This is a genomic window from Gemmata sp. SH-PL17 (assembly GCF_001610855.1).
Taxonomy (GTDB): domain Bacteria; phylum Planctomycetota; class Planctomycetia; order Gemmatales; family Gemmataceae; genus Gemmata; species Gemmata massiliana.
In genome coordinates this window covers 8,528,285-8,545,100 of record NZ_CP011271.1, presented here as the reverse complement: position 1 = coordinate 8,545,100, position 16,816 = coordinate 8,528,285, and the positions used below count along the sequence as shown (strand labels likewise).

General features: G+C 65.3%; 8 protein-coding genes and 1 pseudogene. 3 read left to right on the top strand and 6 right to left on the bottom strand.

Annotated features, from left to right (window positions below; genetic code table 11):
• Nucleotides 1–78 precede the first annotated feature (78 nt).
• From VT84_RS35540 to VT84_RS40375, 3 genes are all read left to right on the top strand, one after another.
• Nucleotides 79–2,718, top strand: coding sequence for an AMP-binding protein (locus VT84_RS35540; protein WP_162271953.1), 2,640 nt, complete (start codon nucleotides 79–81; stop codon nucleotides 2,716–2,718).
• A 286-nt stretch (nucleotides 2,719–3,004) separates the two neighbouring features.
• Entirely contained in the window at nucleotides 3,005–5,350 is a 2,346-nt protein-coding gene (locus VT84_RS35535) for a hypothetical protein (protein ID WP_082842850.1), read from the top strand.
• Between the two features lie 93 nt (nucleotides 5,351–5,443).
• Nucleotides 5,444–6,649, top strand: coding sequence for an SMI1/KNR4 family protein (locus tag VT84_RS40375; protein ID WP_204249682.1), 1,206 nt, complete (start codon nucleotides 5,444–5,446; stop codon nucleotides 6,647–6,649).
• A 358-nt stretch (nucleotides 6,650–7,007) separates the two neighbouring features.
• On the opposite strand, the pseudogene VT84_RS42615 reads toward VT84_RS40375, so the two are convergent.
• From VT84_RS42615 to VT84_RS35500, 6 genes and pseudogenes are all read right to left on the bottom strand, one after another.
• Nucleotides 7,008–7,178 (bottom strand): annotated as a pseudogene (locus VT84_RS42615) (peptide chain release factor family protein); the annotation flags it as partial.
• A 475-nt stretch (nucleotides 7,179–7,653) separates the two neighbouring features.
• Nucleotides 7,654–9,861 carry a vWA domain-containing protein gene (locus VT84_RS35520; RefSeq protein ID WP_082842848.1) on the bottom strand — a complete coding sequence of 736 codons (2,208 nt, stop codon included), beginning with the start codon at nucleotides 9,859–9,861 and terminating at the stop codon, nucleotides 7,654–7,656.
• A 185-nt stretch (nucleotides 9,862–10,046) separates the two neighbouring features.
• Complete coding sequence (locus VT84_RS35515) at nucleotides 10,047–11,273, bottom strand: type II secretion system protein GspD (protein ID WP_082842847.1); 1,227 nt, start codon at nucleotides 11,271–11,273, stop codon at nucleotides 10,047–10,049.
• A complete protein-coding gene (locus VT84_RS35510; RefSeq protein ID WP_082842846.1) occupies nucleotides 11,267–14,170 on the bottom strand; it encodes a hypothetical protein in 2,904 nt (967 codons plus the stop codon). The genes VT84_RS35515 and VT84_RS35510 overlap by 7 nt, the downstream gene beginning before the upstream one ends.
• 414 nt (nucleotides 14,171–14,584) lie before the next feature.
• Nucleotides 14,585–15,397 (bottom strand): sugar phosphate isomerase/epimerase family protein, encoded by an 813-nt coding sequence (locus tag VT84_RS35505; protein WP_082842845.1) that lies wholly within the window; start codon nucleotides 15,395–15,397, stop codon nucleotides 14,585–14,587.
• A gap of 280 nt (nucleotides 15,398–15,677) precedes the next feature.
• Nucleotides 15,678–16,544, bottom strand: coding sequence for a branched-chain amino acid aminotransferase (locus VT84_RS35500; protein WP_082842844.1), 867 nt, complete (start codon nucleotides 16,542–16,544; stop codon nucleotides 15,678–15,680).
• Nucleotides 16,545–16,816 lie beyond the last annotated feature (272 nt).

The following is a 16,816-nucleotide window of genomic DNA, read 5'->3' as shown; positions in this document are numbered from 1 at the left end:
CGACGTTCGAGTTCGATCGTTCCGGGCTTCCGGGGACCGATTTCGGACGTGGAACGACCGGGCCGCCAGGAGATGCCGATGTTGTGGGCGATACGGTGGGCGGCGTGGGCCGTGCTGCGGGTACTACTCTCGCTGCGCTACAAGGTGAAGGTGGTGGGGACCGAGGCCGTTTTGAAGCGCCCCGGACCGTACCTCATCATGCCCAACCACCCGGCATACACCGACCCGCCGAACCTGCTCGTGCGGATGTGGGCGATCTTCCAATCCCGCCCACTGCTGCTCGAATCGAATTTCAAAAGCCCGCTGTTCGCGCCGATCGCGTGGCTGCTCCGCGGCATCAAAATGCCGGACATCGTGAAGGCCAGCGCCGAAGACAAGCAGCGCGCGGAGGCCGCCGTGGGCGAAGTGATCGCGTCGCTGCGCGCGGGCGAGAACGTGATTTTGTGGCCGAGCGGCCGGCTCTCGCGCGACGGGGCCGAGTACCTGGGCGGGGCGCGCACGGCCGCGGACGTGCTCGCGGCGGTACCGAACGCGACCGTGGTGCTCGCACGCACGCGCGGACTCTGGGGCAGCATGTTCAGTTGGGCCGATGGCGAGTTATCCCTGATGAGCGCCTTCGCCCGCGGCTTGGGATTGTGGGCCGCGAATCTGTTCGTCCTCGCCCCGCGCCGCCACGTTACAGTTACGCTCGAAGCGTTCACCCCGGATCAGCGACCCGAGCCGAAGCGCGAACTCATCAACAAGTGGCTCGAAGCGTGGTACAACGCGGACGTGCCGCGCGAGGAGCCGACGTTCGTTCCACGGCACTTCCTGTTCGGCCCGCGCACGCACAAGTACCCGCCACCGGTCGCGGCCGCGCCGGAGTTCGATCTCTCGAAAGTGAAGCCCGAAACGAAGAGCGCGGTGGCGCAGTTCATCGAAGAAAAAATTAAGCGCCCGCTCGCACCCGATGAAAATACGGCCGAAGCGACCTTTAACCAGCTCGGGATGGACAGTCTCGACGCGATGGACGTGGCGCTCACCGTGGAGCAGCGGTTCGGGTTCAGTAGCGACGCGGTACCGACCACGGTGGGCGGGCTGTGGGCGCTGGCGGAAGGGCTGACTCAAAACGCGCCGCCGAAGCCGCCGCCCGCGGGGTGGTTCGATCCGCCCGCGGACTACGCGCCGCTCGCGATTCTCGGTGACACGATCAGCGCCGCGTTCTTGAACCAGGCCGTTGCGCGGCGCAGCCAGGTGATCGCCGCGGACGACCTCGCGGGCGGGGTCACTTACGAGAAGTTCATCGTCGGTGCGTGGGCCATGTCCGACCGGTTCCGCGCGATCGAGGCGCCGAACGTGGGGCTCATGCTCCCCGCGGCCGTCGCGTGCGACCTCGCGTTCCTGGGGCTGCACCTCGCCGGGAAGTTACCGGTGATGCTGAACTGGACCACCGGTCCCAACAACCTCGCGCACGCCGCGAAGCTGATGAACCTCACGCACGTCGTCACGTCGAAGGCGTTCGTCGATCGCACCCACGTTCAGGTTCCGGGGACGCAGTTCGTCTTCCTGGAAGACGTGCGCGCTACGCTGGGCAAACTCGGTTTGCTCCGCAGATTGCTTTCGACGCGCTACTTCGGCAACTGGGTGAAGACTTCGCTCCTGAAGCGCATCTCGGACGACCCGAATCGGCCTGCGGTCATACTGTTCACGAGCGGCAGCGAGAAGGCGCCGAAGGCCGTGCCGCTCACGCACCGGAACATCATCTCCGACCAGCGCGGCTGTCTCGACGCGCTTCAGGTCGACCGGAAGAACTCGGTGCTCGGGTTCCTGCCGATGTTCCACAGCTTTGGACTGACCATTACCGGCTTACTACCACTGTTCGTCGGTGTTCGAGTCGTTCACCACCCGGACCCGACCGACTCGGGCGCACTGGCACGCAAAGTCGCCGCGTACAAAACAACGCTCGCTGCCGGTACTCCCACGTTCATGAGCTACATCTTCGACCGCGCCAAGCCGGGCGAACTCGATTCGCTCCGGACGATTGTTGTCGGCGCAGAGAAGGCGTCGCCGGCGCTCTTCGAGAAGGCGAAGCAAGCCGCCCCGCACGCCGAAGTTCTCGAAGGTTACGGCATCACGGAATGTGCCCCGGTGGTATCGGTTACGCGCCCCGGCCGACCGCACCGCGGTACGATCGGTCCGCCGCTCGCGTGCGTTGAAGTGTGCGTAACCGATCTGGAGACGAAAGCCGTACTCCCACAGGGGCAGATGGGGATGCTGCACGTCGCGGGGCCGAACGTGTTTGGGGGGTACATCGGACACGACGGCCCGCCGCCGTTCGAGGAGATCAACGGCAAACAGTGGTACATCACCGGTGACCTCGCGGCGATCGACGAGACCGGTGAAATCATGTTTCATGGGCGGTTGAAGCGCTTCCTGAAAGCGGGCGGCGAGATGATTTCGCTTCCCGCGTTGGAGGAGCCGTTCGCGAAGAAATACCCGCCCACGGACCAGGGACCGCGTGTCGCGGTGGAGGGCGTGGAGACCCCCGACGGGCGCCGGATCGTGCTGTTCACCACGGAGCCGCTCGCGCTCCGCGACGCGAACTCGCTTCTCCAGAGCGAGGGGCATCGCGGGGTGATGCGCCTCGACGACGTGAAGCAACTGGAGAAACTCCCGGTGCTCGGTACGGGCAAAACGGACTACAAGGTGCTCCGGGCGATGATTACGGAGGGGAAGTGAGGCCCGAGTCTCGTGAACCCCGCCCGCAAGGGCGGCGGGTACTTGCAAACGCCGCGCCTGCCGCCCTTGCGAGCGGGTTCGCCGGTGGTGGTGAATCGAAAAATATTTCCGCGTTTGTCGCGCAAGTTGCCCCTCTCGTCGCGTTCTCTGAAGCCACGTTCCGCGCCTCTGCGCACCGAGTCGCGCGTTCGTACATCCTTTTGCCAAGCCAGCCAACGCCCGTGCCGGTCCGCCGTTACTATCGCGTCGGACTCGTGTTCCTTTCTCACACCCCAGGACTTGCGCGATGCGCCCCTCTCACCTCGTACCGATCGTCGGACTGACGTTCGGTCTCATGGCCCTGGCGCCGCTCGCTCGCGGCGATAATCAGCCCGATACGAAACAGCCACCCCAACAACCCGCACCCAAACAACCCGCCGCCAAGATGACCGCAGGCGCGGACGCGAAACAGTCGCCCCCCGTTAACCTCCCCATCACGCGGGTCGTGATGTTCAGCGCGGGCGTCGCGTACTTTCACCGCGAGGGAGACGTAACCGGCGACGGGCGGCTCGACTTGCGGTTCGACGAAGGCGACGTGAACGACCTGCTCAAGAGCCTCGTCCTCACGGACAAGGACGGCGGGAAGGTCCGCGCGGTGACTTACGACAACCGGATGCCGCTCGACATCACGCTCAAGGGGTTCGCGGTGGATGTGACCGAGAACCCGACGATGGGCCAGCTCATGCACCAGGTCCGCGGCGAGAAGGTCGAGGTCGCGGACAAGACCGGTGTGGTCACCGTCGGGCAGATCGTCAGCGTCGAGCGCCCCGCGGTGCCCGCGACGGGACCGGACCCGGGCGAGATCCTCAACCTCCTCACCGAGGACGGGCTGCAAACGGTCGAGTTGAAGCAACTCAAGAAGATCAAACTCGTGCGCCCCGAACTCCAGGCCGAATTCAAGAAGGCGCTGGAGATGCTCGCGTCTGCGCGCGGCGACAACAAGAAGGCCGTGTCCGTGGTGTTCAGCGGGAACGGCAAGCGCAAGGTCGCGGTGGGCTACGTCAACGAGGCGCCGTTGTGGAAGCCGAGTTATCGCCTCAGCGTGGACGAAAAGGGCGCGACCCGCGTTCAGGGATGGGCGACCATCGAGAACACGACCGACGAGGACTGGACCAACGTGAAAGTGGGACTCGTCGCGGGGCGCCCGATGTCGTTCCAGATGGACCTGTACGACCCGCTCTTCGTCCCGCGCCCGATGGTCGAACCGGACCTGTTCGCGTCGCTGCGCCCGCCGATGTACCAGGGCGGGCTGAACCCCACTGCGAACATGGGTGGCGTTGCGATGGGTAACGCTACCGGTAACCCGACGAATGTCGCCGGGGGGTTCGGTGGGGGCGGGTTTGGCGGTGGTGTCGTTGGTATCCAGGGTGGTCAGGTCGGTCAGGTCGGCCAGATCGGGAACCTCGGCGGTCAGTTCGGGCTTCAAGGCGGCTTCACGGGTCATTACGGCACGTACCCGCAGCGCGTCCCGCGCCCGAACCTGCGCACGCTCTACGGCGACCGGCTCACCTACTCGGAGTACGTCAACCGCCTGCGCGGGAACCCGACGCCCGTTGAAAACGATCGCCCGCCGATGACCACTGTGAAAGACCCGCTCGACAAGCGAGCCGGAGCGCTCGCCGTGGCCGACGGCGCACTGGGTGACATGTTCGAGTACACCATCGACGAACCGATCACGCTCGCGAAGCAGAAGTCCGCGCTCGTGCCGCTCGTGAACGAAGCGGTCGAGAGCTCGCGCGTGAGTATCTTCAACGCGGCCACACTCGCCAAACATCCGCTGCTCGGGCTGAAGCTCGTCAACAAGACCAAGCTTCACCTTGCGCAGGGGCCGGTCACGGTGTTCGACGGCGGCACGTTCGCGGGCGACGCACGGTTGCCGGACATCAAGCCGGGCGAAACTCGGCTCGTGAGTTATGCCATCGACCTCGGCACCGAAGTCGTTGCGGAGCCGAGCGAAACCAAGCGCACGCTGCTCACTGTGGCAGTTGCCGATGGCAAACTGGTCATGCGGGCCGGGTTGAAGCGGGTCACAACGTACCAGATTCGCAACCGGAACCCGCAGGACCGGACGGTAATCGTCGAGCACCCCAAGCACTCGGGCTGGAAGCTCGTCACCCCGGCCAAGGCCGATGACCAAACGCGGAGCTTCTACCGGTTCGATTCGGTCGTAAAAGCCGGTGCCCTGGTCACACTCGAAGTCACGGAAGAATCTCCGGCCGTGGACGTGTACGGGCTGACCGAGACGAGCCGCGATGCCCTGCTCCGCTATGCGTCACTGAAAGAGGCGAAGCCCGCCGTTCGTGAAGTGTTCACGAAACTGATCGAGTTGCGTGAAAAAGTGGACGAGGCTCAGAAGGGGATCGCGGACGAGCAAGAGTTGCTGAAGGAGATCGCGGACGACCAGGACCGCATCCGCAAGAACATCGAGCGGACGCCGAAGGAATCGGAAGCGTTCAAGCGCTACCTGAAGAAGTTCGACGACCAGGAAACGGAGATCGAGAAGCGCCGGGCGCGCCTCAAAGAACTGAAGGTCGAACTCGCGAAGCACGAGAAGGCCCTCAAGGACTTCGCGGGCACCGTGAAAGCGGAGTAACGCGCTCGTGACGTGAACGCGGGGAGGGTATGCTCGCGGTGGGGGTGATCCAAGAGATCACCCCCACCGCGAGTTTTATTTGGGGAGCAGTTCGTGATCGACTGGTCCACGGTATTCGAGCACGCGACGCCGAAGAAAGGTGCGACAGAAGCCGAAATCGCGGAGTTCGTTGCAACCTTTGGCGTGCCGCTTACGGCAGACGAGATCGCGCGCGTTAACGGTACTCAGCGCAATCCGTGGTTGCCGACTGATCCACAGTACGCGACGTGGGAGCCGTTTGATCCGGCCGCGTGGGTGATGCCCGCGGACCGCCCGATTCCGCCCTCGTACCTGTCGTTCGTTCGGTATTCCAACGGTGGCTCGTTCCAGAACGGGAAACGCCTTTTCCAAATGTGGGGCACCGGGCTCCGCGAGTTCCTGATCTGTTACAACGTGCCTCAGTACATGCCGCTGGTCGTGCCGTTCGCGTTCAACGGCGGCGGAGTCATGTACCTGTTCGATATGCGCGAACCACCCGATGTACACGGCGAGTACCCCATCATTTGCGCTGGTGCCGGGGCGCTCGACTTCGATCCACATGAATCACCGCGAATTGCCGGTAACTTCCTCGAAATCTGTTGCGGGCGTTTCAACGTCGAGCGCTTGCGATTCGGTGGTGTGGTTCTCACGGCCGACCAGTGGGAGACGTGCGCCGATCCCAAACCGATGCTCGACGAGTGCGAAGATCACGACCGCAAACTTCGGTTGTTTGCGTGTGCTCGTCGCATATGGCACTTGATACCCGGTGAGCGCTTCCGACGGGCCGTCGAAGCGGCCGAACAGTTCGCGGACGGCAAAGTGACGGACGAAGAGCGCAGGGGACTGAAGAAAAAATGCGAGCGAGTTGCGCGAGACGCGGGCGCGACTTCGGCCGTGAACTGCCTCAGTACAGACGCATCGAGCGCCGCGTGGAACGGGTCGTGGAGCGCAGCGAACGCGGAAGCCGACACTAACCGAGGCGAAGGACCAAAATGGGAAGCGGCTCGTGCGCAACAGGCGGACCTGCTGCGCGAGATTTTTGGTAACCCGTTCCGCCCCGTTCACATTGATCTGCTGTGGCTGAAGTGGAACAACGGCACGGTGCCTCAAATCGCGGATCGTATCTACCAAACGAACAATTTCAGCGACTTGCCCGTGCTGGCCGACGCACTCGAAGAAGCCGGCTGCACGGATGCGGAGATCCTCGCGCACTTGCGGCGCCCGAACGAGCACGTGCGGGGGTGCTGGGCGCTCGATCTGCTGCGCACCGCGTCGACTTGATCGTTGATGGGCGCCGGTCCCAGCGATTCGTGAAGTGGGGCGCCGGTCCCAGAATCTACCGGAGCGCCTTGTGCCCGGCGACGGTGCGGAGCCGGTTGGCTTCCTGCCAGACTTTTGGATCGGTTTGGAGGAAGTCGATCAAGTTACCGGTCGAGACCCCGAGCAACACGGCCGCGTCCGCGACGCGGGCCTCAACGACAACCAACACGTCCAGAATGACCCCGACCGCGGGCCAAAAGCGCGGGTCTTTCGCGCTCATGTTCAGCCGGCCGTCGCCGTTGCGAGCGCCGGCGTAATCGGGCAACGCGGCGACCGTGTCGGGCGTGAGGTTAGCCGGTAACGGGTCACGGAGTTCGAGGAACAGCGCGTGCCAGAGACGTTTCAGTGCTTTTGCCTTGTTTTCGTGCTGCGACCGGCTCTCTTCGGCGATGACGATCAACCCCGTGGGCAGGTGCCGTAACCGAACGGCGGAACTGGTTTTGTTGCGCTTCTGCCCGCCGGGACCGCTCGCGCGGTACGTGTCCACCTCGCACTGCGCGAGCAACCGGTCTTCGGGCAGGTGCGCCCACGTCGCTCGCGGAAGCCCGTTCGCCGATGGAGGTGAGTGCGCCATAACCGATCCTCGCGCTGCGTCCCGAACCCGTGAAACAGACGGTGCCGATCCCGGTGCGGTTCGGGCTCCCACAAACCCGGGAATATCAGCACTTCAAAGGGATCAAACGAGCGGCCCGCCAATCCGAAATTTGAGGCCGTGCCGTGACCGAACAACGACAAACACACTGGCTTCTGTTTGGTGCGTTCGGTATTTACGCTTTTGCGATTGCCCTCGCTTGGAAATCGCATCCGCTACCAGTTACTTCTTCCCGCGGTTCTGCACCGTCGGGGCACTCGATCGATGAAGCCATCCAAGTCCTCAAAATTTGTGCGTACTTGGTAGAACTGCTGCTATACGGCCTATTCCCCGGCTCACGTCCTCCATCCATAGTCATCCAGCCCACCGCGACTTAATACGTCTGGTCGCAAACCACGCAGTAACGCGCACCGGGGCGCCCCGGGTTTTTGCGCCCGCACGTGGGGCACGCATCGGTCGCGCGCGGAGGGGGCGGAGCAGTTGGCGCGGACGGTCGCGCGCTCGGGGCGGATTGCGGCGATACAGCGATCGGCTTCGTCGGCTGCACGGGTGCGGGCGGCGCGGGCATCGGCGCCACGGCGTCGAGTGTCGATTTCGCCGCGGGTTGAACGCTCGGCGCGGGTGGTGTGGGACTTGAGGCCGGAACGGGTGCGGCCACGGTGCTCGTTCGCACCACGATCGTCACTTTCCCCGCGGTGCGCGTGTCGCCGTCGCTCACGGCGGACTCTTCGCGGGCCAGAATGTCGGTGCAGATCACTTTCCCGTCGCGAATGAAATACCGGAGTGCGATGTCGGCCGCACCGCGTGCCCAGACGGTACAAGCCCGTGCGTCGCCACCGACTTTCACCGGTTCGGCGCCGAGGTTCACGGTCACCATCTCGCGCGGGCCGTACCGCACCTCGATCCACGCGCGCCGGAACGCGGTTTCCACCACCGCGACCATCAGCCCGATACACAATCCCAGAGCCAACCCGCCCGCGAGTCGACCGAGTTGTGCCCCCGCCGAAGCGGTGACCACAATGTACCCGCCCGCGCCGAGTGCCCCACCCAATGCGCCGCCCACCAAGCCGTAGCCGGTCTTCAGGTTGGGTACGAACATCGATAACCCCGCGCCCGCCAACCCGCCGAGCAGCGCCCAACTCAGAACCTGGAAGACGATCGTAAGCTCTTTGTTTCCGGGGGCGAGCAGGAACAGGCCCTGGCCGGCCGCACCGCCGGCTGCCCCCGCCACGATACCCCCAACGAGGCTTGCCACAATGCCGCCCACCGACGGCAGCCCGCCGCGTAAGTAGTGAGTCTGCCCACCGAGCAAGAACAAGCACACGAGTCCGGCGATGGACCCGGTCCATGCACCAACCGCGAGAACGAGCTGCCCGATCGAACTCCGGTCGTAAGTCTGATCCGACTGCACGGCCTTCACCGTCTTCAGTTCGGGCTTCACGATTTCTTGCTTGGCTAGTTCCGGGCGCGCAGCAGGTTTCGCCTCCGCTGCCGCGACGATGGCCTTTGTCATTTCCGGGAGCAGCACGTTGGTGAACGCCGCGGAGTCGCCCGCGGTCTTTGCCAGATCGAACTCTTTACCGCGGTCCACGCCCTTCTCCGCGGGGACGCCGAGCGCGCCGAGTTGCACTTCCTGGTACTGAGCCCGTCCGGGGGAGTTGATGACCAAGTGAAGCAGATCGATTTTCTTGTCGCCCAATGTGCTCGCGGTCTTCTGAACGCTCACGCCGCGGGTCTTGGGGGCCGCGTCGGTGATCAGAACGAGGCTCCGCGTCGCGCCCTTACGGAAGTCGTAACCGGCCGCCTCGATGATCGCTTCCAGGCTGGTCTCGGGGTCGTCGCCGCCCCCGCGGGCGTTCAGGCGCGCGACCTCGTTGCTGAACGCGACCGCGTCGTCCGTAAATTGCGCGCCTTTGAATTTGAGGATCTGGCTCGGTTCGCCCTGGGTCAAATCGCGGAAGGCGAGGCACCCGAACCGCGCGTCCACCTTGGCCGCACGCAGAGCGTTCGCGAACGTGACGATGCCGTCTTTCAGGCCGTTGATCTGGTTCTGCATACTGCCGGTGACATCGAGCACGAACACGATGTCCGCTTCCGGTGGCGCGGAAACGAGCGGCGTGAGGGTGAACGTGGTCGCCTCGGTGACGACTTTCCCTCCCGGGCGCGCGGACGCGGTGACTTTCAGGCCCTTGTGTTCGGTGCCGAGTTCGGCTTTCGTCGTGAGCGCGGCCCGCAGCTCGATTTCGCCCGCGGTTTTGCCCGCGGGGATGACGGTTTCGCGCGCCGTGAGGCCCGGTGGCAGGTCGTCGACGCGGAGTGCCACGTCGTCATCGAAAGCGTCCCGCACGATCTGCACGAGCAGCTTGTTAGTGCCCCCCTGGTACACCTGGAGCCGGTCCGAAACGCTGACCGCGAGTCGCGGTTCGGGTGCTGGAGGAGGCGCGGCCTGGGCTTGTTTCGGCCCGAGCGCCGACATGATGGGTTCGCCGAGTAAGAGCGCGCCGAGCAGTCCGCCGATGGCCCCGTACAGCCCGAACAAGACCGGTTTGGGCAACCCGGACAGGAATTTCGGCGCGGGCATATCGCGAACTCCGGATGTGTCTGTTGTCTCTCGGCCCGGCGCCCGGGCCGGCGCCACACCACCATAACAGTACCGCGAACCGAACGCACCGGGAACCGTGTGGCCCGCGCCCGGCGCGGTCGCGAAACAAAAGCGGCCCGCGAGCGCTGCTCGCGGGCCATTGGGTTGTCACACCGCCACGTTACTTACCGGGCGGTGGGGGTGCCGCCCCCGGGCAACTGGCCCTCGGTTTGGATGATCTCCTCTTCCGAGTTGATGATGATGCGCGGCGTCACCATGATCATGATGTGCGTGCTGTCGCGCCCCACGCCCACGTTCTTGAACAACCGGTTCAGGTACGGGATCTTGCTCAGGAACGGGGGGCCGAACTCGTTGCGGCTCTCACGCAGCGTCTTCAACCCGCCCAGGAGCACCGTCCCGCCGTCCGGACAGACCACGGTCGTCTGGATGTTCAGGTTGGTGAACGCGGGCTGCTGGAGGAACTGGGTGAACGGGATCGGCTGGCCCTGGCTCCCGCCCTCGAACACCGGCGTGATGAACGTGGTGACCGGGAACAGGGGCACCGCCGCACCCGACTGGGCCGCCAGGTTCACCGGCAGGTTCAACCGAACGAACCGGCGGTCGGCGGACACCACGGCCTGGATGCTGATGCTGGTCGACCCGCCCTGGTTGAAGTCGCCCGGGCCGGGCAGCAGCGTGTTCTGCGGGATGAACACGATCTGTCCGTTCACGGAGAGCACCTGCATGCCGGTCACGAAGAACTGCGTGTTGCTCACCGTCAGGGTCGCGGTCTGGCCGTTGAACAGCGTCAGCTTCGGGGCCTGCATGATGTTGGCCCGCTGGTCGCCCTGGGCCATTTCCATGAACGTGTACACCTGGATGTCGTTCAGGAACGCGAGGCCCAGCGAGACGCCGCCGTTGTTGCCCGGCGTGTTCGGGTAGTTCCCGAAGCCCGGAATGGCGCGCTGGAAGCTCGTGGCCCGGATCGGCACGTCCAGGTCCGGGGTGAACGTCCCGGCCGGCGTCAGCCCGAGGGTCGTCCCGGTGGTGTTGATGTCGTTGATGTACGGGGTCGGGCGGAACGTCCCGCTCGTCAGCGACGGCTCGAACTTCGTCGTGTTCGTCTTGATGTTGACCGAGAAGTCGACCCCCATCCGCTCGAAGAACGACTCGGACAGCGACACGATGCGCACCTCGACCGCGATCGCGAGGTCCTGGAGCCGGCGCAGGGACTCCAGCAGGTCCGACACTTCCGCGATCACGTCGGCCGTCTGGTTCACCACCAGCGCGCTACCGATGTCGAAGAACTCGACCTTCCCGTTCCCGCCCTGGCCGTCCCACGAGTACGGGCGCACCATGCTGGTGATCAGCTTGATGAGCTGCTCGTGCTTCGTGCTGCTGCCGTTCACCACGTTGGACGACGCGCCCAGCGGGCTGGTCGTTTGCAGGCTGCTGCCGCCGCCCGCGAACGGGGTCGCGCCCTGGATGCCCGGCGTGGTGGCCGCGGCCCCGGTCGCGAGGCTGGCCGTTTGGCCCCGCCCAGCCCACCGGCCGGGGCGAACGGCGTCGCGCCGCCGGCCCCGGGGGTCAGGCCCGACATCACCACCTGCCCGCTGTTGAGCGGCGTGCGGTTGATCATCTTGTCGAAGTTCGCGTAGTCGGGCAGCGCGAAGTTCGGCACCGCGGTCACGAGGTCGGCGACCGAGAACACCTTCGTGTACTGGCGCCCCTTGGCCTTCTTCGTGGTGGTGATCTTCACCACGTTGTTCTCGATCACGTAGCTCAGGCCGGCCGGCTCGAGGATGCACGAGAGCACGTTGCGGGCGGCGATCGGGGTGCCCACGTCGAAGTTCGTCAGTTGAACTTCGCTGATGTGCTCCGACTGGAGCGACGTCACGTCGAGCCAGATCGGGGCGCCGGTCAGCGTCTGCAGGTTCTTGATCGCCTGGTCGAGCGGGGTCTGCCGGAACTCGACCGTCACCGGCTTGTCGAGCCGCAGCTCGATCTCGTAGGCCTCGGGCGTGCGGCTGCGGATGTAGCTGTTGTCGCCGGACCCGCGGAGGCTGGCCCGCTGGGACGCCCGCAGTTGCACCGAGATCGGGTCGTCGGTGGTGACGAGCGGCCCCATCCGGTCGTTGTCGTTCATCCCCGCGAGGAAGAACTTCTCGCGCTCGGACTTGATCTGCTCGGCCTCTTTCACGCGCCGGTGCAGCTTGGCGGACTCGTACAGGGCGCTCACCGCGGGGTCGTCCGGGTCGAGCTGCTTGGCCTGCAGCGCCACCCGTTCGGCCATCGCGTAGTCGTTCTTCTTGAGCAGGTCGTTGTACCGGCGGACGAGCGACGCGACTTCCTTCTTCCGCTCCTCCTCGGCGATCCCGCGCCCGGCGATGAGTTCCTTCGCCTCTTTCTTTTCCTGGCTCAGCCGGGCACTGGCGTCGATCTGGCCCTTCATCAGCCGGAACGTGTCCAGCCGGCCCTCGACCGGGCGCAACAGGAGCGTGACACTCGAAGCGTCCAGGCCCGAGGCGCGGACCTTGTTCGAGTAGTCCATGAGCGTGGTCATGGCGAGATCGGTCTCACCGCGCCCGAACGCGGCCTGCGCGTCGGTCTGGACCTTCAGCCCCTCACTGCGGAGCTTCTGGAACTGGACCTTCTTGAGCGCGTCGGCCTGCGAAACCGGCGCGTCCGTGGTCACCCGGGCGGTGCCCGGCGGGTTCGTACCCGGTGCGCCCGTCGTCGGAGCGGCCGGCACCGTTCCCATGTCCGGCGGCTGGATGCCGCCCGCGGTCGCGATGCCGCCGGTCTTGTCGAGTTCGGCCTTGCACGCGGTCATCATCTCGGTGCGCGCGGTGCGCAGGTCGGCCGTCAGCAGGTTCCCGTCGACGAGCACGAGCACGTCGAAGGTCTGCTGGTAGTCGCGGTTCTTGAACGACCCCTTCGCGTTCTCCACGGTGGCCGCGGCCGTCCGCTGCTTCAGCGCGAGCTTTTCGGAGGCGATGCTGTTGAGCAGGCCCCGGGCCTCGTCCTGCACGCCGCCCAGGTTGTGTGCCTGGAGCGCGAGCTTCTCGGCCGTGTCGAACTGGCTGGCTTTGAACTCGATCGCCGCCTGGTCGAGCAGTTGGCGCCCGGTCACCGTTCCGGTCCCGGTCGGACCGGGCTTGGTGGGGCTGTATACGGTCTGCGTGCCGGGCGGGACCGCGGGCGCGGTGCCCCCGACCGGGCCGGCCGGAACGAGGTACTCCGGGCCACCGGCCGCGACCATCCCGCTCGGCGCGGGCGAGCCGAACTTGCCGCTCGACGCGGTCCAGAGGGCGTGCTTCGCCTCGACCACCGGCCTCGGGAACAGGCCGAGCGTGGCCGCGACCCCGGTCGCGTTGGTGAGGGCCGCGTTCGCCTTCGCGTAGTCGCCCTGCGCGGTGTAGGTCTGCGACTCGCGGATCATCTTGTCGATGGCCGCGGTGCCCCGGGTGTTCAGATCCTGGAGCGCGAAGCCCGGGCTGAACTCGCCCGCGCCGAAGGCGGCCCCGATCTTGTCGGCCTCGGTGTACTTGGCCTTCGCCGCGACGAAGTTGCCCTGGTCGGCGAGCGCGCGCCCCTCGTTCACGAGCTTCGCGGCGCTCTGCTTCTTCGCGTCCGTGCCGGCGGGCGGCAGCGTGTTCGCGAACGGCTTGTTCGTCGGCGCGCCGGCGACCGCGGTGGGCGCCGGGGTCGCGGGGACGTTCTTCAGCTTGGTTCGGGCCGCCTGGAGCTCCTTGACCAACTTGTCGGGCCGGTCGCCCATGTCCCAAGTCGAGTAGGAAGGTCCGTGCAGTTGGTCCGCTTTGCGGGCCATCTGGAGCGCGGTGTCGAGGTTGTAGGCGCGCTCGGCGTCGTTGGCGGCCGGCTTCGCGGCCGTCACCTTCGCCTGCTTCATCAACTGTTCGGACTGGATCTTATTGGCCTTGGCCTGGGCGGACTCGATGTCCTTGCGGAGCGAGTTGGGCGTGTCGTCGAACAGCCCCCACTTGCCGCCCGGGTTGTTGGCCTCGGCCGCCATCGCGAGGTCGCGGGCGTCCGCGAACCGGCCCTCGTCGAGCGCCTTGCGGCCGTCCTTCAAGATCTGCTTCGGATCGCTGGTTGCGGTCCCGCTCTTGGCCCCGGTCGCGGACCGGGCCGGACCGGACGACGCGCTCGGCATCGTCGGCATCGCGCCCTTGTCCTTGCCGCCGAACTGGGCGTGAACGATGGCGACCGTCCCCCCGGTCAGCACCGGCACCAGCAGCAGGTTGGCCGCCACCCGCTTCCAGTTCCACTTCTTTTCCTGGAACACCAATGGCCTCCTTTGCCCCCGCGCTGGACAACGGGTCGAGCCGGCACAATAGCCCCCGCTACTAGTGAGATTCCCCACCAGTGGGTGCCGGCACGAGCGCCGAAAACCGCCCCAGCGGCCCCGGCTCCCGTCTCCTAGGGCGTCTTGCCCCGCGTAGAGAGTGTTTGAGAAAGCGGGGCGGCTATAACTCCGCTTTTGGAAGGCGTCAAGCGTTTTGGCTCAAGTTTTAGAGCGTCCGCGCGCGTGAATTTGGCCCGAGCAGACGGTAGTAGGCGAGTGGTGGGGACTGGGTAAGCGCTTGGTCGACCAGGATGTTCTTTGTGAGGGCGTGTTTTTTGTTCGTGGCACCGGCCTCTGGCCGGTAACGCGCCTCCACCGGCCAGAGGCCGGTGCCACGAAATTGAAATGCCAATGCTACCCCACGATCTGGCGGAAGGTGGCGATGGTTTGGCGCGCCGCGGTGTCCGAGTCCGGGAGCGGGAGCACTTCGGCCGACAGGTAGCCCGCGTAGCCGATTTCGACCAGCGCCGAGATCACGGGTAGGAAGTTCGTGTGCCCCAACCCGGCAGCGCGGCGGTTCGAGTCCGCGAAGTGAACGTGCCCGATGCGCGGCCCGGCGTTGCGGATCGCGTCGGCGAGGTTCGCTTCCTCGATGTTCATGTGGTACAGGTCGGCGAGGATCTTCACGTGCTCCGAGCCGATCCCGGTGAGCAGCGTGACCGCGTCGCCCAGGGTGTTAATGAGGTTCGTTTCGTAGCGGTTCAGGGGTTCGTAGAGGAGCACCGTGCCGAGATCGGCGGCGTGCGTGTCCAGTTTGAAGAGTGCGTGACCGAGGTGCCGGAGCGCTTCCGGCTTCGTGACGCCGTCGCCCCACCGCCCCTGCATCGAGCCGATGATCGCGGGGGCATCGAACTGCGCGGCGAGGTCCATGATCGAGCGGATGAACGCGAGCGCCTTTTCGCGTACCGCGCTGTCCGGACTCGTCAGTGAGAGTTTGTGCTTCACCCACCCGGCACCCGTGCCCACCGCGGCGAGCGAAAGCCCGTGATCGTCGAGCAGGGTGCGGAGTTCGCGGGGATCGATCGCGTCCGCCCCCGGGGGGAACACCTCGACCGCGTCGAACCCGCGCTCCGCGGCCTCGCGGCACCCGTCGGCGAGTGAGTCCCAGTACACGAACGGCCCACCGCGGGCTTCTGGTACGAGTGAAATGGTGACGGCTGAAAGCATGGCAGCTCCCGGTGAACCCCGCCCTCATGGGCATCGGGGACAGAGGACCAATCAGCGATCCGTCAGCGGCCCGCACTCGCGTGCCGACCGTTTGCCCGAGCTTCCGTACTTCGTGTTGGTTGCTCCTCTTGGTACCGACTGGGGTTCGATCCGGCAGCCCTAAACTGAACTTGTGAGCGAGGTGATTGGCTTTCACAGGGCGCTAATAACTTGAAGCGCCCATTGGTATTGGTTGACCCACCGCCCTTGCGGGCGGGGTTCACTGTTTTGCGGACGGCACTTAGCTCCGGACCAGGGCCGAGTAGTCCGCGATCAACTGTTGCGTGATTGGCCCGACCTCGAACTCCTGTTTGTCGATGGTCGATACCGGCTGCACTTCGACCGCGGTCCCGGTGAGGAACACTTCGCTCGCGTTCGCGAGTTCGTTCGGCCAAATCTCGCGCTCCACGACCTTGATCCCGCGCTTGCGGGCGAGGTCCATCACGGTCAATCGCGTGATGCCGTTCAGGATCGTTTCCGTGGTGGGCGTGTGCAGTTCGCCGTTAATCACGAGGAACAGGTTCGCGCCGGTCGCTTCGGAGAGCCGCCCCTTGTAGTCGTGCATGAGCGCGTCTTGCACGCCGGCCGCGAGTGCCTCGTCTTTTGCGAGCGTGCAAATGATGTACAGACCCGCGGCCTTGCTCCCGGCGGGCGAACTTTCGGGGCTGGGGCGCTTCCACCGGCTCGTAATCAGCTTGATCGCCTTTTGGCCGTAGTACGCCCCCCACGGGAATGCCGCGATCATCACGTGGATCTTCGTGCCGATCGCGGACACCCCGATCACCTCGGCCCCGCGCCACGCGAGCGGGCGCACGTAGCCGGAATCGAGTTTGTTCTCGCTGACGACGAGCTTGGTCGCGTTATCGAGTTCTTCGACGGAGTACGGCAGGTCGTAGGCCAGCATCTTGGCGGACTTGACGAGCCGCTGCGAGTGCTCGGTGAGCTTGAAAACCTTACCGTTGTAGATGCGCTCGCCCTCGAACACGCTGTTGCCGTAATGGAGGCTGTGAACGAGGACGTGGGCCTTGGCCTCGCGCCACGGGACGAGAGCACCGTTGTACCAAATGACGCCGTCGCGATCGTCCATCGGCAGTGCGGGACCGGCCATGTCGTTTACTCCAGCGGGAGGGAGAGGGTATCTGCCTTTTAGTGTATCACCGCCGACCCAAGCGAGGGCGCGGTGCTGCTGCCCTTAAGTGGGTAGCGACACAAACTCAGAGATGCTTCAGGAGAACGTCCGACGTCAGCCGGCCGAAGGCGACAGAAGAGCTAGCGCTATTCACCTCCGCTATCAACTAACGGTGTTGGCTTAATTTTATCTATACATTTTTCCATATTTATCATTGCGGATACTGGCGTGGTGGTTTAACATCTTGGAGT